The sequence below is a fragment of the Pseudomonas sp. Tn43 genome (genome assembly GCF_014192635.1).
Classification (GTDB): Bacteria; Pseudomonadota; Gammaproteobacteria; order Pseudomonadales; family Pseudomonadaceae; genus Aquipseudomonas.
The window spans coordinates 18,332-42,102 of sequence record NZ_JACHYG010000004.1 but is presented as its reverse complement, the minus strand read 5'-3'; the positions used below and the strand labels follow the sequence as shown (position 1 = coordinate 42,102).

The window sequence follows — 23,771 nt, the reverse complement described above, 5'->3', positions numbered from 1 at the left end:
TTCGGTTGAATGCGAAATAAATGCTAAGAGCCTCTATACGGACAGGCTAAAATGCGCGCCCGGCTAACCGCTGATCCTTTTCTAACGCGCCCCACAAGGTTCGCTACGTGATCGAGTTTCAAAACGTCCACAAAACCTACCGCGTCGCCGGTAAGGAAATTCCCGCCCTGCATCCGACCAGTCTGACGATTGAGAATGGTCAGGTCTTTGGCCTGATTGGCCATTCCGGCGCGGGAAAAAGTACCCTGCTGCGTCTGATCAATCGCCTGGAAAACTCCAGTGGCGGCAAGATCATCGTCGATGGCGAAGAAGTCACTGCGCTGGATGCCAATAGCCTGCGGCGTTTCCGTCAGCAGGTCGGGATGATTTTCCAGCACTTCAACCTGCTGGCCTCCAAAACCGTGGCCGACAATGTCGCGCTGCCGCTGACTCTCGCCGGGGAACTGTCCCGTAGCGAAATTGACCGGCGTGTGGCGGAGCTGCTGGCGCGGGTTGGCCTGGCTGACCATGCGAAAAAGTACCCGGCGCAATTGTCCGGTGGGCAGAAGCAGCGTGTCGGCATCGCCCGCGCTCTGGCGACCAAACCGAAAATCCTGTTGTGCGATGAAGCCACCAGTGCCCTGGACCCGCAAACCACGGCGTCGGTCCTGCAACTGCTGGCCGAGATCAACCGCGAACTGAAACTGACCATCGTCCTGATCACCCACGAAATGGATGTGATCCGTCGGGTCTGCGATCAGGTGGCGGTAATGGACGCCGGCAAAATCGTCGAGCAAGGTTCGGTGGCCGAGGTGTTCCTGCATCCCAAGCACCCGACCACCAAGCGCTTCGTGCAGGAAGACGAACAGATTGACGAAAGCGAACAGCGCGATGACTTCGCTCACGTACCAGGGCGCATCGTGCGTCTGACTTTCCAGGGCGAAGCGACCTACGCGCCGTTGCTGGGGACCGTCGCCCGGGAAACGGGCGTGGACTACAGCATCCTGGCCGGTCGTATCGATCGCATCAAGGACGTCCCTTACGGGCAATTGACCCTGGCCGTCACCGGCGGCGACATGGAAGCGGCGTTTGCCCGTTTCACCGCAGCTGATGTCCACATGGAGGTGCTGCGCTGATGGACGTCCTGATGAGTTTCTTTTCCAATATCGACTGGTACGAAATCTGGCTGGCTACCTGCGACACCCTCCTGATGCTTGGCGGTTCGCTGCTATTCACCGTGCTGTTGGGCTTGCCGCTGGGCGTGCTGTTGTTCCTGTGCAGCCCGCGCCAGTTGCTGGAAGCCAAAGGCGTCTACGCGATGTTGTCGCTGCTGGTGAACATTTTGCGTTCGCTGCCTTTCATCATTCTGTTGATCGTGATGATTCCGTTCACTGTATTGATCACGGGCACCTCTCTGGGCGTCGCCGGTGCGATTCCACCGCTGGTGGTGGGTGCCACGCCATTCTTCGCGCGACTGGTGGAAACCGCCCTGCGCGAAGTGGATCGCGGCATCATCGAGGCGACCCAGGCCATGGGCGCAACGACCCGTCAGATCATCATCAATGCCTTGCTGCCGGAAGCCCGGCCGGGCATCTTCGCGGCGATTACGGTGACAGCGATTACACTGGTGTCCTACACGGCAATGGCCGGTGTGGTCGGCGCTGGCGGCCTGGGCGACCTGGCGATCCGTTTTGGTTACCAGCGTTTCCAGACCGATGTGATGGTTGTGACGGTCGTGTTGCTGCTGATGCTGGTTCAAGTGTTGCAAACCGTTGGCGACAAATTGGTTGTCCACTTTTCTCGTAAATAAGCTTTTCTAAATAAAAGCATGAGCCGGCCATTCGCTGGCAGGCGCCAAAACGGGCGCCTCACAAGGAGTTAGCTGAATGAAAAAACTACTCGTCGCGTTCGCTGCCGTTGCAGCCTTTTCCGCACACGCTGCCGACACCTTGACCGTCGCGGCTACCCCGGTGCCTCACGCGGAAATCCTCGAGTTCGTTAAACCGGCCCTGGCCAAGGAAGGCGTGGACCTGAAGGTCAAAGTCTTCACCGACTACATCCAGCCGAACGTGCAGGTGGCCGAGAAGCGTCTGGACGCCAACTTCTTCCAGCACCAGCCGTACCTGGATGAGTTCAACAAGGCTAAGGGCACTAACCTTGTCAGCGTTGCCGGTGTGCACCTGGAACCGCTGGGCGCTTACTCCAGCAAATACAAAGCGCTGACCGAGCTGCCGGGCGGCGCCAACGTGGTGATCCCGAACGACGCCACCAACGGCGGGCGTGCGCTGTTGCTGCTGGCGAAGGCTGGCCTGATCAAGTTGAAGGATTCGAACAACATCCTGTCGACCGTGAAGGACATCACCGAGAACGCCAAGGACCTGAAATTCCGTGAACTGGAAGCCGCGACCATCCCGCGCGTGCTGACCCAGGTCGACCTGGCGCTGATCAACACCAACTACGCGCTGGAAGCCAAGCTTGATCCGTCCAAGGACGCGCTGGTCATCGAAGGCAGCGACTCGCCGTACGTGAACATCCTCGTTGCCCGTGCGGACGACAAGGACAGCGCGGCGATGCATAAACTGGTTGCGGCCCTGCGCAGCCCGGAAGTGAAAGCCTTCATTCTCGAGAAGTACAAAGGCGCGGTAGTGCCGGCGTTCTGATGTTGAAGGGGACGCAGAGCGTCCCTGGCTGCATTCCCACGCGGAGCGTGGGAACGATCAAAAACGGGGATGCATTGATTGCGTCCCCGTTTTTTTATGCCTGAAACACCAAGCCTGGCTCCTGGAGAGGGTGGTGTTGGTTATTCGCGCTTAAGCATCACCGGCAACTGCGTCACCAGTTTCTGGTTGTTCAACGGTGCACGAATGAACCCGCGTTGAGTCCCGTCCGGCCCGATCACCGCCAGGTTGCCGCTGTGGTCGACGGTGTAGTTCGGCTTACTGGTGTCCGCCGGAATGAACGGAATGCTCACCGCATTGGCCAGCTTCTGAAGGTCTTCGACCGAGGATGCGGTCAGCCCGATGAACTGTGGATCGAAGTAGCCCAGGTATTGCTTGAGTTGCTTGGGCGTATCGCGATTCGGGTCGACGCTGACCAAAACGACCTGCAACTTGTCCACAGCATCTGCCGGCAGTTCGCTCTTGATCTGCCGCAGTTGGGCGAGCGTAGTCGGGCAGATGTCCGGGCAGAAGGTGTAGCCGAAGAACAGCACACTCCACTTGCCTTTCAGCTCGTTGACCGCCACCGGCTGACCGTCCTGATCGGTCATCTTCACGTCCGGCAGGTTACGGCTTTGGGGCAACAGGATGATCCCTGCATCGATCAGTGCCGTCGGGTCTCCCTGGTTTTTTCCGGTCAGTACTTTGTTGATGGTCAGGCCCAGGATCAGCGCGATCAAGGCGACGAGAATGAAGACGGTTTTCTGGGTTCGAGTCATAGGTTCAACAGTAAGTAGTGGTCTATGAGCAGCGCGATAAACAGCAGGAACAAGTAGTAAATAGAGTACTTGAACGTGTTGATCGCCGCGTGCGGCTGAGTGCCACGGTACAGCACCACGGCCCATTGCAGAAACCTCGCGCCCAACAGGAGGGCGCAAATCAGGTAGAGCACGCCGCTCATGTGGATCACGTAGGGCATCAGGCTGACGGCTAGCAGCGCAAAGGTATAAAGCAGGATGTGGACTTTGGTGTAGTGCTCGCCATGGGTCACCGGCAGCATCGGAATGTCAGCCTTGGCGTATTCCTCTTTGCGGTGAATCGCCAGCGCCCAGAAATGCGGCGGAGTCCAGGCGAAGATAATCAACACCAGCAACAACGGTTCGGCAGTGACATGACCGGTGGCGGCGGTCCAGCCGAGCAGCGGCGGGGCGGCACCAGCGAGGCCGCCAATAACGATGTTTTGCGGCGTCGCGCGTTTCAGGAAGCCGGTGTACACCACGGCATAACCGAGTAAGGAGGCGAGGGTCAGCCATGCCGTCAACGGGTTGGTGAAAGTCAGCAGCAGAGCTTGGCCGAGCACTGCCAGCACCAGCGCGAACGTCAGCGCAGCGGTTGGAGAAACCCGGCCTTCGGCCAAGGGCCGCTTGTGGGTCCGGGCCATGACGGCGTCGATGCGCCGGTCCACTACATGGTTGACCGCCGCCGCACCGCCGGCACACAAGGCAATCCCCAGATTGCCGAACACCAGCACCGTCCAAGGCACCCCGGCACGGGTTGCGAGAAACATGCCGACCAGCGAAGTGATGAGCATCAGCACCACTACTTTCGGCTTGGTCAGCTCCAGGTAATCGCGCCAGATTGCCTGACGGTGACGTTCGCCGATCAGAGTCGCCATGGCATCTCTCCTTTTATTGTTATGGGCCCGGCCGAGTGTTTACGCAGGCTGAGACGCCAGCGTACTGGGGGCTGATGCTTGACCCGAACCAGGCTGGTTCGCGCGTGATAATTGACCAGCACCATCGTCAGCAACAGCGCTGCACCGCCGGCGTTGTGGGCGACGGCCACCGGCAGCGGCAAGTGGAACACCACATTGCTGATGCCCAGGGTGATTTGTGCGGCCAGGGCGATCAGCACCATGGCGGCCAGGCGTGTCATGCCGACGACCTTCAGTTGCCAGGCCAGGCCGAGCAGCACGAGAGTGACCAGCAATGCGCCGATGCGGTGCGTCAGGTGAATCGCGGTGCGGGCATCGCTGTCCAGTTGCCCGCCCAGGTAATTGGGGCCGATGTGTTGGGTCAGGTGAAAGCCGTTGGCGAAATCTGTCGGTGGTAGCCATTGCCCGTGGCAAGTCGGAAAATCGATGCAGGCCACTGCCGCGTAATTGGAGCTGACCCAGCCGCCAAGGGCAATTTGCAGAATCACCAGCAACAAGCCGGCGGTTGCCCAGTGCTGCAAACGTCGAGGCACGGTCAGCGCCGGCAACACGCCGGACAGGCGCAAGGTCAGCAGAAACAACAGGCTCAGGGTTGCAAAGCCGCCGAGCAAATGCACGGTGACGACTTGCGGCCAGAGCTTGAGCGTCACTGTCCACATGCCGAACGCCGCTTGGGCCAACACCACCGCCAGCACAAACAACGGTAATTTCACTGGCTGCCCCGGGTGATGACGATGGGTCCAGGCGCGGCCCGCCAGCACCGCGATCAGCAGCCCCAATGTGCCGGCGAAGTAGCGATGAAGCATCTCGTTCCAGCCTTTGTCGGCTTCCACCGGCGCGTCGGGAAAATGCAGTTCGGCATGGGCCAGTTGGGCTTCGCTGTTCGGCACGCTGATAAAGCTGTAGCAGCCGGGCCAGTCCGGACAGCCAAGGCCAGCGTGAGTCAGGCGGGTGTAGGCACCGAGCAACACCACAATCAGTGCCAGCAAGGTGGCAAACAGCGCGAGGCGAAATCCAGGTTTGGCCATGACGATGCCCTTATCCGATGTTCGACAGTTTCAGCAAATGGCGCAGGTCGTTGAGCAGGTCCTTGCCCTTCACCGTCGGGTCGTAGCGCAGCACCAGGTTGCCGTGAGGGTCGATGATCCACAGGTGCGGCATGTCATTGCTGCGAGCGCCTTTGATGTAGGTCGGCGGGTCCAGGGAATACCGTTGCAGCTGTGGGTACTCACGTTGAAGTTTAGTCTCGTAATCGCTGTTCAGCGGCTGTGCGATAGCCAGCGCATGGCTGGCGCGGGAGGCATCGCGACCGAGGCCGATCTGGATCTGGCGTGCCAGATACACCAGTTGCTGGCAGTCCACCGAACAGTCCTTGGGCGCTGTTACCAGTAATTGCCAGCGGTTTTCTTGGGCCGTTACGCCGATGTCGGCGCGGGTCTGGCCGTTGCCGATCAGTTCGCCGTGATAACTGCGGCCCTCCGGCACCCAGAACTGCAATTTGTACATGCCGGTGGCGAGGATCATCGGACCCACCACGCCCAACAGGATCAGTAACAACTGCAAACGCCCGCGCCGCCGATTAACCGGTGCTTTCGCCTCAGACATGCCGGGTGGATTCATGGCCGCTCCCATTATTGTTCTCCTTTGCGTTGTGCCAGCCGAGATAGAGGTAAAGGCCGAGCAGGGCTATCGACAGGGCGAACCACTGCACGGCATAAGCCAAGTGTTTTTCCGGCCCCATGGCCACCACCGGCCAATCGGCCTGGTAGGTCGCTGGACCGCTTTGCGCGCGTAATTCGTAGGCGTAGCCGTCACGGTCAAGCGCCGCCCAGAGCCTGGCCGGTTCAATGGCGGTGACCAGTTGTGGCCAGGCCGTGGTGTCTGGGTCGGCGTGCAACTGGAACGTTGCGCCGGGGGGGACGTAGACCCAGGCGTCGAGGCTCAATGCCTGAGTCGGAGTCGTAAATTGCGGCGGTATGCGTCGATCCGGCCACGGCAACCAGCCGCGATTGACCAGCAGCCAGAGCCCGGTTGCCCGGTCCTGAAACGGTTGCAGCAGCTCGACCCCGACCTTGCCATCGCGCTGACGGTTGTCCAGCAACAGGCTGTGTTCGGCATCGAACTGGCCGTGCAGGCGAACCCGACGGAAGGCAGGATCTTCGGTGTGTTGCAGGTCAGTGCTGGCCATCGGTTCGGCTGCCCGGCGCTCGGTGTAATTTTGCAGCAACGCACTTTTCTCCGCGCCCCGGCTCAACTGCCAGAACCCCAGTGACACCAGCAAAGGCAGCAGCATCGCGACCACCAGGGTCGGCACGAGGCCCGGCCGGAAGCGTTTCATGGCGTCGCCAGAAAGTCGGTCATCGCGATAGCTATACTCAAATGCATCGCCTGTCCCCCGGAGTGTCACCATGCTCAAAGCAGCCATCGTCCTGATGCTGATTGCCACGGTTGTCAGCCTGTTCAGCGGCCTGTTTTTTCTGGTCAAGGACGACAGCCACTCCAATCGCCTGGTCATCGCCTTGAGTATTCGTGTTGCGCTGGCCGCCACCACTATTGGCTTGATCGCCTGGGGGTTTTTCAGTGGCCAGTTGGTGTCTCACGTGCCTTGGTAAGGTGCACGAAGCGTGCAGCTTCAAGGCTTGTAGCTGCCTTAAAGCACATAGACGAAAACGAACAGACCGATCCACACCACGTCCACGAAGTGCCAGTACCAGCTCGCCGCCTCGAAGGCGAATTGATGGTCGGCATCGAAGTGCCCGCGCATGATCCGCATCAGCATCACGAACAGAATGATCGTGCCGATGGTCACGTGGGCGCCGTGGAAACCGGTGAGCATGAAGAAGGTCGCGCCATAGATGCCCGAACCCAGAGTCAGGCCCAGCTCATGGTAGGCGTGCAGGTATTCTTCGGCCTGGAAGCCGAGGAACGCGCAGCCGAGCAGCACGGTCAGCGCGAGCCAGATTTTCAGTGCGCCGCGGTGGCCTTTTTTCAAGGCGTGGTGGGCAATGGTCACGGTGACGCTGGAACTCACCAGCAGCACGGTATTGAGTAGCGGCAGGCCCCAGGGGCTGATGACTTCCTTGGGGGGTGGAAAAAGTTTCGGGTCCGGGTTGTTCAGCAGCGGCCAGGTGAATTCAAACGTCGGCCACAGCATGTGAGCAAGGCCTTTGGTGCCTTCACCGCCCAGTGCCGGGCCCGTGATGTTGCGCACATAAAACAGCGCACCGAAAAAGGCGATGAAGAACATTACCTCCGAGAAAATGAACCAGCTCATGCCCCAGCGGAACGAGCGGTCCATCTGTGCGCTGTACAACCCTGCGCGACTTTCCTTGATTACCGTACCGAACCAGCCGAACAGCATGTAGGCCAGCAGCAGGCTGCCGACGAAAAAGATCAGCGGGCCGTTGGATTCCGGCCGCGCAGCCTTCAGGTCGTTGAACCAGGTGCCCAGGCCGAACACCGTAACGAACATACCGACCGTGGCGATAATCGGCCATTTGCTCTGGGCCGGAACGTAATAATGTTCATGAGTTGCCATTTATTGTTCTCCTTATCGGGCACGCTTTAACGTCTAGCCGCCGGTGCTTGCTGCAACAGCCTCGGGCGGATGACGTGCGGTGATATCGAACAGCGTGTAAGACAGCGTCAGGTGCTTCACTTCCTTGGGCATGTCGCGGTCAACAATGAACCGTACTGGCATCTCGATTCGCTGACCGGGCTGCAGCACTTGCTGGGTAAAGCAGAAACATTCGGTTTTGTGGAAGTACGCCGCTGCGTTGCTGGGCGCGATGCTCGGTACTGCCTGAGCGCTCATCGGGCGATCAGTGGGGTTATGGGCGATAAAAATCATCTCGTTCACCGCCCCGGGGTGCGCGACCAGTTCATCGCCCTTGGGGTAGAAGTCCCAGGCCATGTCGGCGGCGTTGGTCGACAGAAACTGCACGCGAACCTGCCGCGAAACGTCGACCGTTTGCTCGCCTTCATACTGCCCGGAAGTTTTGCCATTGATGCCGAACGCCTGGCACATCACGTCGTAGATCGGCACCAGGGCAAAACCGAAGACAAACATCGCTACCACCACCAGCAACAGGCGGGTGACCAGTTTCTTCGTCGAAATCGAATCAGCCATGGCGCTCAACCTCTACCGGGATCTCTGTGGGAGCGGGCCTGTGGCGAGGGGGCTTGCCCCCGTTGGGCTGCGAAGCAGCCCCAACATCTCTGATGTTCCAGGATTTTGTGAGTGCTACGCACTCAAACGGGGGCAAGCCCCCTCGCCACGGGCAAGCGCCCACAAGGCCGAAGCGTTTCATTTCACTTCCGGCGGCGTGGTGAAGGTGTGATACGGCGCCGGCGACGGAATGCTCCACTCCAGGCCTTCGGCGCCATCCCACGGTTTGGCCGGTGCCGGCTCACCGCCACGGATGGTCTTGATCACGATGAACAGGAAGAAGATCTGCGTGGCCCCAAACATGAACGCACCGACCGACGACACCATGTTGAAGTCGGCGAATTGCAGGTTGTAGTCCGGAATCCGCCGCGGCATGCCCGCCAGGCCCACGAAGTGCATCGGGAAGAACGCCAGGTTCATGCCGATGAACGAGAGCCAGAAGTGCAGCTTGCCGAGGGTTTCGTCGTACATATGGCCGGTCCATTTTGGCAGCCAGTAGTAGGCCGAGGCGAAGATCCCGAAGATGGCCCCCGGCACCAGCACATAATGGAAGTGCGCGACCACGAAATAGGTGTCCTGGTACTGGAAGTCCGCCGGGGCGATGGCCAGCATCAACCCGGAGAACCCGCCGATGGAGAACAGGATGACGAACGCCACGGCGAACAGCATCGGCGTTTCAAAGGTCAGCGAGCCTTGCCACATAGTGCTGGCCCAGTTGAACACCTTGACTCCGGTGGGCACCGCGATCAGCAGCGTGGCGTACATGAAGAACAACTCGCCCACCAGCGGAATGCCGACCACGAACATGTGGTGCGCCCAGACGATGAACGACAGGAACGCAATACTCGCCGTGGCATAGACCATCGAGGTGTAGCCGAACAATGGCTTGCGCGAAAAGGCCGGAATGATCGAGCTGACGGCACCGAAGGCCGGCAGGATCATGATGTACACCTCGGGGTGACCGAAGAACCAGAACACATGCTGGAACAACACCGGGTCTCCGCCACCGGCGGCACTGAAGAAACTGGTGCCGAAGTGGATGTCCATCAGCATCATGGTCACGCAACCGGCCAGCACGGGCATCACTGCAATCAGCAGGAATGCGGTGATCAGCCAGGTCCAGACGAACAACGGCATTTTCATCAATGTCATGCCGGGGGCGCGCAGGTTGAGGATGGTCGCGATCACGTTGATCGCCCCCATGATCGAACTGATCCCCATCAAGTGGATGGCGAAGATGAAAAACGTCACGCTTTCCGGCGCGTAGGTCGTCGACAACGGGGCATAGAAGGTCCAGCCGAAGTTCGGCCCGCCGCCGGGGGTGAAGAGGGTCGATACCAGTAGCAGGAATGCTGCCGGCAACAACCAGAAACTGAAGTTGTTCATTCGCGGCAACGCCATGTCCGGCGCACCGACCATCAACGGGATCATCCAGTTGGCGAGGCCGACGAATGCCGGCATCACCGCACCGAATACCATCACCAGACCGTGCATGGTGGTCATCTGGTTGAAGAATTCCGGCTGGACGATTTGCAGCCCCGGCTGGAACAGTTCGGCACGGATTACCATGGCGAACGAGCCGCCCAGCAGGAACATGGAGAATGCAAACCACAGGTACAGCGTGCCGATATCCTTGTGGTTGGTGGTCAGCACCCAGCGCATCAGGCCTTTGGCGGGGCCGTGGGCGTGGGCGGTGCCGGTATGAACATGGTCATCGACTACAACTGTCATGTCCTGTCTCCTGCAAACGGATGGGCTGGGCGGAACGGGGCGTCATGCCCCGAGCGGTTCCTTACGCACGCAATAGACCGGATCATTTGCTTTCCGCCTGTTTCAGCTCCAGCACTTCTTTAGGGGTGACCATGTCGCCTTTGTTGTTGCCCCAGGCGTTACGTTCGTAGGTCACGACCGCTGCGATATCGACTTCCGACAGCTGCTTGCCGAACGCCGCCATGGAGGTGCCGGGCTTGCCGTGGAAGACAATGTTCAGGTGATCCTTGATCGGCCCGGTGGCGATTTTCGAGCCCTTGAGTGCCGGGAACATCGGCGGCAGGCCCTGGCCTTCAGCCTGGTGACAGGCCACACAGCTGGTGTGATAGACCTTGTCACCGCGCTCCTTGAGTTCGTCCAGGGTCCATTCCTTGCTGGTCAACTCTTTGAGTTGCGCAGCTTCCGCCTTGCGCTCGCCCAGCCAGGTTTCGTAATCGGCCTTTTCCTTGACCTCGACCACGATCGGCATGAAGCCGTGATCCTTGCCGCACAGTTCGGCGCATTGGCCACGGTAGATGCCGGGCTTTTCGACACGGGTCCAGGATTCATTGACGAATCCCGGGATAGCATCGCGCTTGACCGCGAAAGCCGGCACCCACCAGGAGTGGATGACGTCGGCCGAAGTCACCAGAAAGCGCACCTTGGCGCCGATCGGCAGCACCAGTGGCTTGTCGACTTCCAGCAGGTAATGCTCGCCCTTGGTTTCCTTGTTCTGGATCTGCTCGGCGGGAGTGGTCAGGTTGCTGAAGAATTCGACGTCCTGCCCCAGGTATTTGTAGTGCCACTTCCACTGATAACCGGTGACCTGGATATCGATATCCGGCTCCGTGTTGTCATACATCTGGATCAGCGTGGCGGTCGCGGGAACCGCCATGGCCACCAGAATGAGCAGGGGCACGATGGTCCATATAACTTCAACGGTAGTGTTTTCATGAAATTTGGCGGCCACCTGCCCGGTCGAGCGACGATGGACCATCATCGACCAGAACATGACGCCGAAGACGATGATGCCGATTACCACACAGATCCAGAAAATGATCATGTGCAGGTCGAATACTGCGTGACTGATTTCAGTCGCTCCAGGCGCCATATTCACAGTCCAGGCCGCTTGCGCCTGACTGAAAATCGACCACAACAGGAGGCCCATCCAGACATGTGGATGTCGCATCATTGCGGGTTCCCCTTATAGTTCTTTTTATCCCGCCGGCTTTCACCTGCGGCAAGGGAGCGGCTTTTTCAGACTACGAACTTGAATCGCCAAGCCTTGCTGCATATGCAGTCGGGCGTCATCAGCTAACTCCATTCAGATCCGAGTATAGACAGCGACTGCGACCTCGCAATGCGATGACGTAATTCGTCTGAAACAGGTTGGACTTGCGCTCCATGTCACGAATGGAGAAGGATGCAGACGAATGGTGGCAAATCGATATAACGTAGACGTCTCAAGGATGAAATAATTATGACAAATGCGTCTTAGGCTTTTTAATAAGCCAGCTAAGTTATGTCTTCCCTATTTCATTGCCTTGTTTCCTGGAGTTTTCATGAACACCGCCGCATTGCGCGAGCAGATCCAAAAAGCCCAACAACACGAGGCCGAGACTGGCCTGTTAACTCGACAACTGGAAACCCAATTGCCGCACCTTCACTCCGCCATCCAATTGCCGGAGGTCGATGCCAAGGGCGTGATGACCCGTTTTGTAGCCGCGTATATAGAACAAGTACCGGACCTGCTGGACGCAGCCAATGAAGTCGCCAGGGAAGCGGGCATCGAATCGCAGATCAAGCCGGTGCTGAAAATCGCTGAGCAGTTCTTCGTCCAGCCACCGGCAATCATGGCCGGTCACATCGGCCTGGACAGCCTGCTGGACGAAGCCTATCTGGCGCATCGGTTGGTCGAAGAGGTCAACGATCTGTATATCAAGCATTTTGGCCAGCCTTTGATCCCGTTGGACATGACGGTTGCCAATCTGATTGCCCACCAACTGATCGGCGAAGAATTTGCCAATCAACTGGATGAGGCGGTGCATCACGCTGTGGACGAGATGCTAAACGATGAAAGTTTTGCGCTGGAGTCGGTAGAAGCCTACCGCGAGAAACTCAACAGCCCGGACACCGGCGCCGCGTGGAAGCGCTGGCCATGCCTGTCGCGCCAATTGGGCGTGGGCCTGGAACTGGATCAGCCAGCGGCGTAACTGACTGTGTAACCCTTGTACGAACGAGACTTGCCCTCTGTAGGAGCGAGGCTTGCCCGCGAAGGCGTCCTCGAGTACGCCAAAAGCTTCGCGGGCAAGCCTCGCTCCTACAGAGGTTTGCTTCAACCCGCCGTTGAGCCAATGCCAGCGGTGGTACGCAAACGCCCTTCCAATCTGCGCTTCAACCCCCGCGCTTCAATCAGCAGCTTCGAGCCCTTGGCCGCATTGGCCCGGCCCCACTCTTCCAACAACTCAAGACACGAATGATCGATGTAACTCAGGTTATTGAGCGGCACATGCACCGTCGCGCCAGCCGGAATGCTTCCCAGCACTTGGGTCAGCGCCGGTACCTTGAGGAAGGTCGCTGCCCCCACCAGCCGCAGCTCCATCTCGCCGTCCGTCGGCAGATCGATCAGGCTGATTTTCAAGCGCGAAGCCTTCCAGGCCAATTTGGCCAGCGTCAGGCCGAAGCCAATCAGTACACCAGTCAGCAGGTCGGTGAAGATGATTGCCAGTGCGGTCGCCGCGTAGGTGAACATCGGCATCCGGCCATAACGACCCAGACCGCGAAAAGCCTTGAGGTCCACCAGTTTGAAGCCGGTGTAAACCAGGACGCCTGCCAGGCTTGCCACCGGAATGCTTTGCAGCACGCTCGACAGCAGCAGCACGAACGCCAGCAACCACAGGCCATGAAACACCGTCGACAGTCGGGTAGTGGCGCCGGCCTGAACGTTGGCCGAGCTGCGCACGATCACCCCGGTCATCGGCAGCGCACCGAGCAACCCGCAGAGCATGTTGCCCACACCTTGCGCCGACAATTCACGGTCGAAATCCGAGCGTTGGCCATTGTGCATACGGTCCACGGCAGCGGCCGAGAGCAGGGTTTCGGCGCTGGCGATAAAGGCCACGGCGAAGGCCGCGATCAGCACGGCCGGGTCTGCGAGATTGAGCAAGTCTGCCGGGCGTAGCCAGTCGATGGCTTGCGCCAGGTTAGCGGGGACTTCCACGCGTTTGACCTGCAATGCGAGCATCAGGCTGGCAATCGTTGCCAGACCGACCCCCAGTAATGCTCCCGGAACGAAACGCAGAGCGTGCGGGCGAAACTTTTCCCACAGCCACATCACGGCAATGGTCGACAACCCGAGCAAACCCGCTTGCCAGCCAAACGACGGCAAAGCCTGAATCACCGCAGCAGGGAAGGCTGCCAGATTATCCAGCCCCGAAGGCTTGGGCACGGCATCGAGCATCACATGCACCTGTGACAGCACGATCAACACCCCGATCCCGGCGAGCATGCCATACACCACCGCGGGGGCGGTGACCCGAAACCAGCAACCGAGCTTCAAACGCCCGGCCACCAGTTGCAGAAAACCCGCCAACAGCAGGATCGGCCCAAGCATCGCGATACCGTGCTGGCGCACCAGTTCGAACACCAATACCGCCAGACCCGCTGCCGGGCCGCTGACTTGCAGCGGCGAACCGGCCAGCCAGCCCACTACCAGCCCACCGATGATGCCCGTGATCAGGCCTTTGGCCGGCGGTAGCCCCGAGGCGATGGCGATGCCCATGCACAAGGGCAGGGCGACCAGAAATACAACCACCGAAGCCAGCAGCTCCCGTGGCAGAACAGCTTTTAATTGAGCGGCACGCATTGTGGCTCTCCCGGAGTTTTTTTCAGGCGTGGCAAAGCCGTGCCGCCAGATCGGCAGCCTCGGCTAAACCATACTTAGGAGGATTTAGAAGCGCGCTTTGGGCGTCGCCATCGGAATGGGATGGCTGCCATCGAGCGGCAGGAAACAACCCTGATCCGCATCGTAAGCCTGGATTTCGCTGGTTTCGATGTTGTAGACCCAGCCATGGATAAACAATTGACCGTTTGCCATGCGCGAAGCTACTGATGGGTGCGTGCGTAAATGTTGCAACTGAGCAATCACATTCTCTTCGGTGAGGATGTGCATGCTCTCGTTTTCATCCCTGCAATGGCAGTTGTCCTGGACCATGGTTTTCGCCACTTCGGCATGACGCAGCCAGGCTTTGACCGTCGGCATCTTTTCCAGGCTCTGCGGGTTGAGCACCGCGCGCATGGCACCGCAGTCGGAATGCCCACAGATGATGATGTGCTGAACGCCGAGGGCCAGCACCGCATATTCGATGGCCGTGGAAACACCGCCATTCATTTGCCCATAAGGTGGCACGACATTGCCGACGTTGCGGGTCACGAACAGGTCGCCGGGGGCGCTTTGGGTAATCAGTTCTGGAACGATGCGCGAGTCGGCGCAAGCGATGAACATCGCCCGGGGCCGTTGGGCCGTGGCGAGTTTTTTGAAGAGTTCTTCCTGCTGCGGAAAGATCTCGTGATGAAAGTGCAAAAAGCCGTCAACGATATGCTGCAGCGCTGCATCGGCGGTTTCCGCCTCGGGTTGGGCTGAAGCCGACACAGCCATCGGCTGTTTATCCTTGTCACTCATGATTCATCCTCTTTGGCGGATTCAGGGGAATTTTCCCGTTTTGTCCGGTGTGAAGCCAGTGGCTGTTTAAAAAACATCCAGGTCAAGAATCCAGACCCGTCAGTCACTCGATGAACAAGGTAGCCGTTGAAACTTAACTCAAACTGAATAAAGCGCTCTAGAACGAGTGTTCCAGGTCATAAAAACGTGACCGACGTGGAACGCGGTGTGGTGTTCACTACTCAACCATAGGGCCAATTATCTTTAAATCAACGACATTTGGCGGCCCGGCGGACAAAAGGGGTCGCAATCCAGATTGAAACCTTCCCGCCGATTGAGTCCCAGGCGTTTGATGGTTTTGGCAAAGCGTTGCGCGAGCAGGTCGGCAAACGGACCTTCGCCGCGCATCCTGACACCGAACCGGCTGTCGTAGAGCTCACCCCCACGGCTTTGCCGAATCAGGCTCAACACATGGGCTGCACGCTGAGGATAGTGGGCCGCCAGCCACTCTTCGAACAGCGGCGCCACTTCCAGCGGCAGGCGCAACATCATGTAGGCCGCGCTTTGCGCGCCGGCCGCATGGGCTTCGGTCAACAGATTTTCGAGTTCGCTGTCGTTGATCATCGGAATCATGGGGGAGCACAAAACGCCTACCGGAATTCCCGCTTCGCGCATCACCCGGATCGCCCGAAGCCGTGCCTTGGGCGCTGCGGCGCGCGGTTCGAGGATACGTTTGAGTTCATCATCCAGCGTGGTCAGGCTGATCATTACCGCCACCAGCCTTTGCTCGGCAAGTTCAGCCAGCAGGTCCAGATCGCGCAGAATCAGCGAGCCTTTAGTGATGATGGTCACCGGATGGCGGTAACGCAGCAGCACTTCGAGGGTTTTACGGGTGATTTTGTGTTCGCGCTCGATCGGCTGATAAGGATCGGTATTTGAGCCAAGGTTGATCGGCGCGCATTGATAGCCGCGTTTGGACAGTTGTTCTTCCAGCACATCGGCGGCGTTGGTCTTGGCGATCAGTCTGGTTTCGAAATCCAGTCCCGGCGACATGTCCCAATAGGCGTGGCTGGGCCGGGCGTAGCAATAAATACAGCCATGCTCGCAGCCGCGGTACGGATTGATCGAGCGGTCGAAGGGCAAGTCGGGCGAGTTGTTGCGGGTGATGATGGTTTTAGCCTTCTCGATACGCACTTCAGTGCCTTGGGTGATTGGCGCTTCCTGATACCAGCCATCATCCTCGGCCACCGAGCGGTTCGGTGCAAAACGGTTGTGCGGATTGGTCGCGGTGCCGCGGCCGCGAGGTGGCAATGGCATGTGCATGAGAGAATCCTGTTGGCTGTATGCATGTACAGTATCGCGCTAACGCTCGCTCGACCAGTGCCGTTCGGCATTTTTTTGTTGGCTGTGATTCTAACTTTAGTTATGAAACTGGGAGACACATATAAGGAGTGGTTGTTACATGGGAAGTATCGGTAATATTTATCCGCTGCAAACATAAACCCAGGATATTTACTAAAAGGAATTAACTATGTCGTTTTTTAATAATCGCGGTATCTTTCTACAGAAACTTGGTCCTACTATCGTTGACCCGGATGAAGTACTCGTCTCTATGCAGTTCGCATTGAAGGAAGAGGGTTGGGATGCTAAAAATTCCAAGCTCACTCATGCATTGCTGGATTCCAAAATAATCATCGCATCCTCATATGATGGAGGTATGTCCTTTAGTCTTGAAGATGTCAATAAAGATGTTGATGGTGACGGTGATATCGATGCCGACGATAAGGAAAAGTTGCTGGCCCTGGCCAAAGCTTATGCGAGTATCGCCAATCCATAATTGCTGAGCTTCGATATTAAAATGTAAAAAGTCTGCTGCGCTTGGGGACCCCAGACGCAGCAGACTGATAAAGTGACGTTGTTATGTGGACACTACTTCTTGACTCGCATCTGCAGTAGCAAAGCCTTCCATTGCGGCGCGCAATGGCAGGCTTTTTTGCTATTTAATGCTGCTCGTCAGGCTTTTTCTTCAGCTTCGGGTTCGGGAAGAACTGCACCGCCTGAACCTTTGCATCGGGCACTTTCAATGCCGAAGTATTGACCCGCGTGCCCAACTCCTTGGGCACCGACAGCCCTTGTTCATTCAGCGTGTCGGAATAACCGCAAGCCACACACTCGCGATGCGGAACGGCGTCTTCGCTCCACATCATCAACTTGTCCGGCTCGCTGCAGGCCGGGCAGACCGCGCCGGCGATAAAGCGTTTTTTGGTGATCACAGATTCCTCACTCATGCTGCCGCGTCCTCACTCAGGCCGCTATGGCGCAAGAGTGCGTCAATCGATGGCGCACGGCCACGGAAGTCGACGAACAGCACCATTGGCTCCTGGGAGCCGCCTCGCGCCAGAATCGCTTCACGGAAGGCGCGACCGGTCTCGGCATTGAGCACACCCTCTTCTTCAAACTTCGAGAAAGCATCAGCCGACAATACTTCTGCCCACTTATAGCTGTAGTAGCCCGCCGCATAACCACCGGCAAAGATGTGGGCGAAGCTGTTGGGGAAGCGGTTGTAGGCCGGCGGACGCATGACCGAGACTTCGTCGCGCACGCTTTCGAGCACTTGCAGCACACTACGGCCATCGCCATGGGTGGCATGGAGTTCGAAGTCGAACAACGAGAACTCCAGCTGGCGAACCATCATCAGGCCGGACTGGAAGTTTTTCGCCGCGAGCATTTTCTCCAGCAGATCCTGAGGCAACGGCTCGCCGGTTTCGTAGTGGCCGGAAATCAACGCCAGACCTTCCGGCTCCCAGCACCAGTTTTCCATGAACTGACTTGGCAGTTCGACCGCATCCCAGGCCACGCCGTTGATGCCAGACACGCCTGCATGCTCGACGCGGGTCAGCAAGTGATGCAGGCCATGACCGAATTCGTGGAACAGGGTGGTCACTTCATCGTGGGTCAGCAGGGCCGGCTTACCGCTGTCGGCCGGGGTAAAATTGCATACCAGATTCGCCACCGGGGTTTGCAGCACGCCATTGATCGTACGGCGATGATCGCGGGCGCCGTCCATCCAGGCCCCGCCGCGCTTGTTGGCGCGGGCATACAGGTCGAAGAAGAAACGACCGACATGCTGGCCCTTTTCCTTGATTTCGAACAGGCGGACATCCGGGTGCCAAGTGTCGAAGCCCTTCAGCTCAGCGATCTCGATGCCGTACAGGCGCTGAACGATGCTGAACAACCCAACCAGAACCTTGTCGATCGGGAAGTAAGCGCGAAGGGTTTCCTGGGCGACGCTGTAGCGTTGTTCGCGAAGTTTTTCACCGTAGAAACCGCTGTCCCAGCTTTGCAGGTCCGGGCAACCTTGTTCGGCGGCGTAGGCCTTGAGCTGTTGCAGATCCTTTGCGGCGAACGGCTTGCTGCGTTTGGCCAGGTCGCGCAGAAAACTCAGCACCTGATCGCTGGACTCGGCCATTTTGGTGGCCAGGCTCAGCTCTGAGAAGCTGGCGAAGCCCAGCAGTTTTGCCAGTTCCTGACGCAGGTCGAGAATTTCTTCCATGACCGGGCCGTTGTCATTCTGACCGGCATTCGGGCCTTGGTCCGACGCACGGGTGCAGTAGGCGGCATAGACTTCTTCACGCAGGGCGCGGTCCTGGGCATAGGTCATCACCGCGTAGTAACTCGGGAATTCCAGGGTGATCAGCCAGCCGTTCAGGTCCTTGGCTTGCGCGGCGGCGGCCATTTGCGCCTTGGCCGAATCGGTCAGGCCGGCGAGGGCGGCTTCGTCGGTGACGTGCTTGGTCCATGCCTGCGTAGCGTCGAGCAACTGGTTGGAAAAGCGACTGCCCAGCTCCGATAGCTTGCTCTGCACATCGGCATAGCGCTTTTGTTCGGCTTCAGGCAGGTCGATACCCGACAGACGGAAGTCGCGCAAAGCGTGTTCCAGGATCGTTTTCTGCGCCACATCGAAACGGGCCGCTTCAGGGCTGTTGGCCAGCGCTTCATAGGCTTGAAACAGTTCACGGTTCTGGCCCAGCTCGGTGGCGTAGGCGCTCAGGGCCGGCAGGCAAGCCTCGTAGGCTTGGCGCAACTCGGCGCTGTTGCACACGGCATTGAGGTGGCTGACCGGGCTCCAGGCGGCGCCCAGACGATCGTTGAGCTCATCCATCGCCAACACCAGGCCGGCCCAGGTCGGTTGTTTACCCTGGGTCTTGAGGATGTCGACAATGGCGGCGCGGTTGTCAGCCAGGATCTTTTCAATGGCCGGTTGCACGTGTTCGGCACGGATCGCCGAAAACGGCGGCAGGTCGTAGGACTGCAGAAGAGGGTTGTTCACGCTCACGGTTGGCACCTTGGCTGGAAAACATGCGGGAAGAAACATGGCCCCATCTTAATTACAATCGACGCTCACCGCAGCTATCAGCAAAAGAGAGAGAGCCTATCGTGACCCTTCGCAAGTATCAGAACCACACGCCGCTGCTGGGCAAAGGCGCCTTTGTCGACGGCTCGGCGGTGGTGATCGGCGACGTCGAAATCGGCGAAGACAGCTCCGTCTGGCCACTGACAGTGATCCGCGGCGACATGCATCGCATCCGGATCGGTGCGCGCACCAGCGTGCAGGACGGCTGCGTATTGCACATTACCCACGCCGGGCCATTCAATCCCGATGGCTTCGCGCTGCTGATCGGTGATGATGTGACCATCGCGCATAAAGTCATGCTTCATGGTTGTGCCGTGGGCAACCGGATTCTGATCGGCATGGGCAGCATCGTCATGGACGGTGCGGTGGTCGAGGACGATGTGATCATCGGCGCTGGCAGCCTGGTGCCGCCGGGCAAGCGCCTGGCAAGCGGTTTCCTCTACGTTGGCAGCCCGGTGAAACAGATCCGACCGCTGACTGACAAGGAAAAAGCCTTTTTCACCTACAGCGCAGCGAACTACGTGAAGCTCAAGGACCTGCATCTGGCCGAAGGCTACGACCAGCTCTAGACCGCTTGATAAAGGAAAGTGCCTCTCTACTGCTCAGGAATTTTCATGCATTACCAAACCGTACTGTTCGACCTCGATGGCACGTTGACCGACCCGCGCGAAGGCATCACCCGCTCCATTCAGTTCGCCCTGAGCAAACTGGGGATCGATGAACCGGACTTGACCAGGCTCGAGCACTTCATCGGCCCGCCATTGTTGCAGGCGTTCATGAAGTTCTACGACTTTGACGAGCCCAAGGCCTGGGAAGCGGTGAATTTCTATCGCGAGCGCTTCAAAGTCACCGGTCTGTATGAAAACCGCGTGTTCGATGGCGTCACGCCGTTGCTGGAAACCCTCGGTGGGCAAGGACGACAGCTGTACATCGCAACGTCCAAGCCATGGGTTTTCGCCCGGGAAATCGCCCGGCATTTCGACTTCGCCAGGCATTTCAAAGTGATTTACGGCAGCGAGCTGGATGGTACGCGAACCGACAAGGTCGAGCTGATTGCGCACTTGATGAGCGAAGAAGGCCTGGACCCGGCCAATACCCTGATGATTGGCGACCGTAAACACGATCTGATCGGTGCACGTAGTAATGGGCTGGACGCGGCGGCGGTGGGTTATGGATTTGGCAGTCGGGAAGAACTGAGCGCTGAAGCCCCGGCTTACCATTTTGAGACGCTAGAGGAGATGCATCAGGCGTTTTTGCAGCGTTAGTTGCATTGCCTTCGCGGGCAAGCCTCGCTCCTACAGAATGTACGTCGCCTGCACCGTCGTCGCCCGACTGTAGGAGCGAGGCTTGCCCGCGAAGAGGCCCTTTCAGCCATCGCCACTTTTTGATCCTGCCAACACTTTCAACGCCGCCTTACGCTCCTCAAGCGGTAAAGCGCCCAATTTCTCCACCGCCGCATAAAACCTCAGCCAATCTCCATCGACCTGTTTGAACAACGCGGCAAACGCCGGCACCCATTGGTCATACAAACCAAACGGCAACAGCCGGGCATTGTTCATTGGGCTGTTGATCCAGGCGTCGAAGCGTTTGTTCCCGCCCCATTGAGCGTCGCGTAGCGTCCGGTAATCACGGCGCAATTGTTCGAACTCTGCTGCTTTTCGCTCACGCATTTGCTCGGCAGGAAGCGGCAAGGCGTAAAGCTGTTCCAGTCGCTTGCGGGCGTTCAAAACCAATTGGATGAACTGGTCGCGTTGCTTCACCAACGCTCGGTTATCCGGTGGCAGGCCCCGGGATGCGCGCCATTGGCGAGTGCCCTCCTGCTCGACGAAGGTCGCGAAGGACTCGTTGAACTCGGTGTCGTCCTTCACATAAAAACGTTGATGGGCGAGTTCGTGAAATATCAGCGTGGCTAACCGTTCGTCGCCCCAACCCATCATCGAGCTCATGATCGGGTCGTTGAACCAACCGAGCGTCGAATAGGCCTCGACGCCGCCAATCGACACGTCCATACCTTGCAGACGCTGCAACGCGGCCTCACCGCGGGCAGCACTCTGGCTGTAATAACCGCGATAGGCGACGCAGCCAGCGATGGGGAAGCAATGGTTCTGCGGCTTCAGCGAAAATTCCGGCGTGGCAAAGACGTTCCAGACTACAAACGGTCGGCCAATGTCGGCGTACAGGCGGTAGCTCTGATTGTCCGGCAAATGCAGGTGCTGGCTGGCAAATGTCCGGGCCTTTTGTGATTCGGCCAGATGCGCGCGCAATTGCTGATCGCGGCCTGGATCGGCGATCACACTGGAAACCGGCTCTCGGGCTCGCAGCAATTGCAACTGACCACTGGCCAGTTGGCCGTAATAGCTGATGCTGGCGCAGCCGTTAAATAACAAAAGACATAACCCCGGAAACAAAATGCGTAAAACGCGATCAAGTAACCCAAGGCTTTTACGCGGCCTGATCAAAATAAATCATCCCTGGAAAGTCTGCCCGCAAGACTATCCCGCCTATTGGAGCTCCGCTATGCGCAAGTTGATGCTGACGGGAGGCCTGCTGATGCTGGCCGGTTGTGCTGGATTGCCTACTCCTGATCCTTCACAGGCATGGATCGATCTGGATACACGACAGGAAGACACCGCGCTGCAAGCGATAGAAGTCGATGACAAGGCTTCCATCGACAAGCGCTATTTCGAGGTACAACCCGGTAGCCATAAGCTGACGGTTCGCTACTTGTTCGCAGTCCAGCCAACCAACATTGGCCCCAACGCGCAACCGCTGTGGCGCGACTGCCAGCTGAATGTGAAATTCAAGGACTTCAACGCCGGTCAGCGGTATCAGCTGCAAGCCGGGAATATCGGCTTTCGGCCATGGGCGAAGCTCTACGATCAGCAGCGAAAAGTGATTGGACAGGGCACACCGGCAGGCTGCCAACGTACCTGATCGAGGCTATGCTGAATAATCAGTCCTTGGGATATTCATCATGCGCAGGTTGTTGCTGTTGCTCGCAGCAGGCGTTTTCGTCGGTTGTACGAGCCCGTTACCGGCGGTCAATCCGCAAATGGCCTGGGTCGACTTCGCCACGCCGAGCCCCGGCGGGAAACTGCTGATGGCCGACCGGCTCGATAACCAGCGGCTGAGTGACGGGAGATACTTCCAGGTCACCCCGGGTAGCCATGAACTGAGAGTGCGTTTCGATTTTGAAGTGTTTGGTGGAGGCTCGGGCCTGATGAATGCTCCGCTGGAGCGGCTGTGCTACCTGACCATCAACTACGACCATTTCGAGGCCGGCCAGCGTTATCTGCTGGAAGCCCGTTCTATAGCGTTCACCCCCAGCGCCCGGCTCTACAATGCCAAGCGGGAAATTGTCGCCGAAGATCGGCTGGCCAACTGCGTCATATGAGGCGAATCAGCGATCATTTTTTTGATAAATGATTTTCTTGGTGCCGTATTCGCATGAACCCACGACCATGTTCTGATCGTGGACTTCGTCATTGGTGACGATTTCCAGGGTATAGGACGAGACGTTGTTGGCTTGAATCTTGGCTTCGATCTCGGCCTTGAGTTCCTCACAGGATTTCGGTGCCGCGAGGGCCGATGTGGCCAGCGTGCAACAGATAATCGCGAAGGCAAAACGTTTCATGGTTGAAGCTCCCTTGAGGCAGCGCGCACGGTAATGCGCTCAAGCTGCTGTCGTTTATTCGACCACAGTTTTGTCTGTCAGATTATGTTTCAGGGCAAAAAAAGACCGCAACCTGCGCAAGGGAGCCCGCGAAGGCCGCGATCTTTTACCCCGTATCAACCCATGATCAGCTGACCAAGGTCGCATCCAGGCTGATTTTTGCATTCAGTACTTTGGATACCGGGCAGCCTTCTTTGGCTTTGTTGCTCAGCTCCTCGAATTGCGCCTGATTCGCCCCGGGGATTTTCGCCTTGAGAATCAGTTTTACCGCCGTGATCGCAAAGCCGCCTTCTACCTGGTCCAGGGTGACCTCGGCATTGGTGTCGATGCTGTCAGCCTTGAGGCCCGCCTCGCCGAGAATCATTGAAAACGCCATGGAAAAACAGCCCGCGTGAGCCGCGCCGATCAGTTCTTCCGGATTGGTGCCTTTACCGCCCTCGAAACGAGCCTTGAAACCGTAGGGCGCATCCCTGAGAACGCCGGTTTCAGTGGAAATCGAGCCAATACCGGTTTTCAGATCACCTTCCCAATGAGCCGATGCTTTCTTCGTGATAGCCATATCTGCCTCCTCAAGATTCGGCGCGCAACGTCGCGCCTTCGTGGTTTTCGGTTGCCAGGGTTCTGAGGATAGACCGTCAGGCAAAGTTCATCTCATCTGATCAGTCTTCTAATGGCGCAGGAATTTTGTCCCTCCTATTGAAACTCGGGTATATGCCCTCATTGCATGGAACACGCTTATAGACTCGGCAGGTTTTCG

At 58.2% G+C, this 23,771-nt stretch carries 27 protein-coding genes; 10 read left to right on the top strand and 17 right to left on the bottom strand.

Annotated features, from left to right (window positions below):
* Positions 1 to 107 precede the first annotated feature (107 nt).
* From FHW68_RS11890 to FHW68_RS11880, 3 genes are all read left to right on the top strand, one after another.
* A complete protein-coding gene (locus FHW68_RS11890) occupies positions 108 to 1,115 on the top strand; it encodes a methionine ABC transporter ATP-binding protein (protein ID WP_095632710.1) in 1,008 nt (335 codons plus the stop codon).
* Positions 1,115 to 1,789, top strand: a complete 675-nt coding sequence (locus FHW68_RS11885) for a methionine ABC transporter permease (protein ID WP_095632709.1) — start codon at positions 1,115 to 1,117, stop codon at positions 1,787 to 1,789. Before FHW68_RS11890 ends, FHW68_RS11885 begins: the two co-directional genes overlap by 1 nt.
* 76 nt (positions 1,790 to 1,865) lie before the next feature.
* Positions 1,866 to 2,639, top strand: coding sequence for a MetQ/NlpA family ABC transporter substrate-binding protein (locus FHW68_RS11880; protein WP_183680521.1), 774 nt, complete (start codon positions 1,866 to 1,868; stop codon positions 2,637 to 2,639).
* Between the two features lie 140 nt (positions 2,640 to 2,779).
* On the opposite strand, the gene FHW68_RS11875 is transcribed toward FHW68_RS11880, so the two are convergent.
* The 5 genes from FHW68_RS11875 to FHW68_RS11855 are packed head-to-tail and all read right to left on the bottom strand — an operon-like array spanning position 2,780 to position 6,688.
* The gene (locus tag FHW68_RS11875) at positions 2,780 to 3,415 is read right to left on the bottom strand and encodes an SCO family protein (protein WP_095632707.1); all 636 of its coding nucleotides are present in this window, start codon (positions 3,413 to 3,415) and stop codon (positions 2,780 to 2,782) included.
* Positions 3,412 to 4,311, bottom strand: coding sequence for a heme o synthase (cyoE, locus tag FHW68_RS11870; protein WP_095632706.1), 900 nt, complete (start codon positions 4,309 to 4,311; stop codon positions 3,412 to 3,414). Before cyoE ends, FHW68_RS11875 begins: the two co-directional genes overlap by 4 nt.
* Positions 4,299 to 5,378 (bottom strand): heme A synthase, encoded by a 1,080-nt coding sequence (locus FHW68_RS11865; protein WP_095632705.1) that lies wholly within the window; start codon positions 5,376 to 5,378, stop codon positions 4,299 to 4,301. Before FHW68_RS11865 ends, cyoE begins: the two co-directional genes overlap by 13 nt.
* A 10-nt stretch (positions 5,379 to 5,388) precedes the next feature.
* On the bottom strand, positions 5,389 to 5,982 hold the full coding sequence (locus tag FHW68_RS11860; RefSeq protein ID WP_183680519.1) for a hypothetical protein: 594 nt from the start codon (positions 5,980 to 5,982) through the stop codon (positions 5,389 to 5,391).
* Complete coding sequence (locus tag FHW68_RS11855) at positions 5,948 to 6,688, bottom strand: SURF1 family protein (protein WP_095632703.1); 741 nt, start codon at positions 6,686 to 6,688, stop codon at positions 5,948 to 5,950. The genes FHW68_RS11860 and FHW68_RS11855 overlap by 35 nt, the downstream gene beginning before the upstream one ends.
* 70 nt (positions 6,689 to 6,758) lie before the next feature.
* Here FHW68_RS11855 and FHW68_RS11850 point away from each other — a divergent pair, with 70 nt between their 5' ends.
* Positions 6,759 to 6,962 (top strand): twin transmembrane helix small protein, encoded by a 204-nt coding sequence (locus FHW68_RS11850; protein ID WP_095632702.1) that lies wholly within the window; start codon positions 6,759 to 6,761, stop codon positions 6,960 to 6,962.
* A gap of 38 nt (positions 6,963 to 7,000) precedes the next feature.
* Here the strand turns inward: FHW68_RS11850 and FHW68_RS11845 are convergent, their stop codons facing one another.
* The 4 genes from FHW68_RS11845 to coxB all read right to left on the bottom strand — a co-directional run bounded on the left by FHW68_RS11845 (position 7,001) and on the right by coxB (position 11,459).
* Positions 7,001 to 7,888: a cytochrome c oxidase subunit 3 gene (locus FHW68_RS11845; protein ID WP_095632701.1), complete on the bottom strand. Its 888-nt coding sequence runs from the start codon at positions 7,886 to 7,888 to the stop codon at positions 7,001 to 7,003.
* Between the two features lie 33 nt (positions 7,889 to 7,921).
* Complete coding sequence (locus tag FHW68_RS11840; protein WP_183680517.1) at positions 7,922 to 8,479, bottom strand: cytochrome c oxidase assembly protein; 558 nt, start codon at positions 8,477 to 8,479, stop codon at positions 7,922 to 7,924.
* A 177-nt stretch (positions 8,480 to 8,656) separates the two neighbouring features.
* Complete coding sequence (ctaD, locus tag FHW68_RS11835; RefSeq protein WP_095632698.1) at positions 8,657 to 10,249, bottom strand: cytochrome c oxidase subunit I; 1,593 nt, start codon at positions 10,247 to 10,249, stop codon at positions 8,657 to 8,659.
* A gap of 82 nt (positions 10,250 to 10,331) precedes the next feature.
* Positions 10,332 to 11,459 (bottom strand): cytochrome c oxidase subunit II, encoded by a 1,128-nt coding sequence (gene coxB, locus FHW68_RS11830; protein ID WP_183680514.1) that lies wholly within the window; start codon positions 11,457 to 11,459, stop codon positions 10,332 to 10,334.
* Positions 11,460 to 11,829: 370 nt separating this feature from the next.
* Here coxB and FHW68_RS11825 point away from each other — a divergent pair, with 370 nt between their 5' ends.
* A complete protein-coding gene (locus FHW68_RS11825) occupies positions 11,830 to 12,480 on the top strand; it encodes a hypothetical protein (protein WP_095632696.1) in 651 nt (216 codons plus the stop codon).
* 122 nt (positions 12,481 to 12,602) lie between these two features.
* On the opposite strand, the gene FHW68_RS11820 is transcribed toward FHW68_RS11825, so the two are convergent.
* The 3 genes from FHW68_RS11820 to FHW68_RS11810 form a co-directional block, all read right to left on the bottom strand.
* The gene (locus FHW68_RS11820; protein WP_095632695.1) at positions 12,603 to 14,132 is read right to left on the bottom strand and encodes a SulP family inorganic anion transporter; all 1,530 of its coding nucleotides are present in this window, start codon (positions 14,130 to 14,132) and stop codon (positions 12,603 to 12,605) included.
* 84 nt (positions 14,133 to 14,216) lie between these two features.
* Entirely contained in the window at positions 14,217 to 14,948 is a 732-nt protein-coding gene (locus FHW68_RS11815; RefSeq protein WP_095632694.1) for a carbonic anhydrase, read from the bottom strand.
* Positions 14,949 to 15,191: 243 nt separating this feature from the next.
* Positions 15,192 to 16,250, bottom strand: coding sequence for a PA0069 family radical SAM protein (locus FHW68_RS11810; protein ID WP_183680512.1), 1,059 nt, complete (start codon positions 16,248 to 16,250; stop codon positions 15,192 to 15,194).
* Between the two features lie 208 nt (positions 16,251 to 16,458).
* On the opposite strand from FHW68_RS11810, the gene FHW68_RS11805 reads away from it, so the two are divergent.
* Complete coding sequence (locus FHW68_RS11805) at positions 16,459 to 16,764, top strand: hypothetical protein (RefSeq protein ID WP_095632692.1); 306 nt, start codon at positions 16,459 to 16,461, stop codon at positions 16,762 to 16,764.
* A 163-nt stretch (positions 16,765 to 16,927) separates the two neighbouring features.
* Here the strand turns inward: FHW68_RS11805 and FHW68_RS11800 are convergent, their stop codons facing one another.
* Together FHW68_RS11800 and prlC are read right to left on the bottom strand one after the other, a co-directional pair.
* Positions 16,928 to 17,215: a YheV family putative zinc ribbon protein gene (locus FHW68_RS11800; RefSeq protein WP_095632691.1), complete on the bottom strand. Its 288-nt coding sequence runs from the start codon at positions 17,213 to 17,215 to the stop codon at positions 16,928 to 16,930.
* A complete protein-coding gene (gene prlC, locus FHW68_RS11795) occupies positions 17,212 to 19,302 on the bottom strand; it encodes an oligopeptidase A (protein WP_183680510.1) in 2,091 nt (696 codons plus the stop codon). Before prlC ends, FHW68_RS11800 begins: the two co-directional genes overlap by 4 nt.
* A 62-nt stretch (positions 19,303 to 19,364) precedes the next feature.
* Between prlC and FHW68_RS11790 the strand changes: the two genes are divergently transcribed.
* Positions 19,365 to 19,910, top strand: a complete 546-nt coding sequence (locus tag FHW68_RS11790) for a gamma carbonic anhydrase family protein (RefSeq protein WP_095632689.1) — start codon at positions 19,365 to 19,367, stop codon at positions 19,908 to 19,910.
* A gap of 45 nt (positions 19,911 to 19,955) precedes the next feature.
* Positions 19,956 to 20,606, top strand: a complete 651-nt coding sequence (locus FHW68_RS11785) for an HAD family hydrolase (protein WP_095632688.1) — start codon at positions 19,956 to 19,958, stop codon at positions 20,604 to 20,606.
* A gap of 102 nt (positions 20,607 to 20,708) precedes the next feature.
* Here the strand turns inward: FHW68_RS11785 and FHW68_RS11780 are convergent, their stop codons facing one another.
* Entirely contained in the window at positions 20,709 to 21,800 is a 1,092-nt protein-coding gene (locus FHW68_RS11780) for an aminopeptidase (RefSeq protein WP_095632686.1), read from the bottom strand.
* 58 nt (positions 21,801 to 21,858) lie between these two features.
* On the opposite strand from FHW68_RS11780, the gene FHW68_RS11775 reads away from it, so the two are divergent.
* Positions 21,859 to 22,275 (top strand): hypothetical protein, encoded by a 417-nt coding sequence (locus tag FHW68_RS11775; RefSeq protein WP_095632685.1) that lies wholly within the window; start codon positions 21,859 to 21,861, stop codon positions 22,273 to 22,275.
* A gap of 40 nt (positions 22,276 to 22,315) precedes the next feature.
* A complete protein-coding gene (locus tag FHW68_RS11770; RefSeq protein ID WP_095632684.1) occupies positions 22,316 to 22,735 on the top strand; it encodes a hypothetical protein in 420 nt (139 codons plus the stop codon).
* A gap of 6 nt (positions 22,736 to 22,741) precedes the next feature.
* Here FHW68_RS11770 and FHW68_RS11765 read toward each other — a convergent pair whose 3' ends face one another.
* The gene (locus tag FHW68_RS11765; RefSeq protein WP_095632683.1) at positions 22,742 to 22,975 is read right to left on the bottom strand and encodes a DUF1161 domain-containing protein; all 234 of its coding nucleotides are present in this window, start codon (positions 22,973 to 22,975) and stop codon (positions 22,742 to 22,744) included.
* A 166-nt stretch (positions 22,976 to 23,141) separates the two neighbouring features.
* Positions 23,142 to 23,573, bottom strand: a complete 432-nt coding sequence (locus tag FHW68_RS11760; protein WP_095632682.1) for an OsmC family protein — start codon at positions 23,571 to 23,573, stop codon at positions 23,142 to 23,144.
* Positions 23,574 to 23,771: the final 198 nt, after the last annotated feature.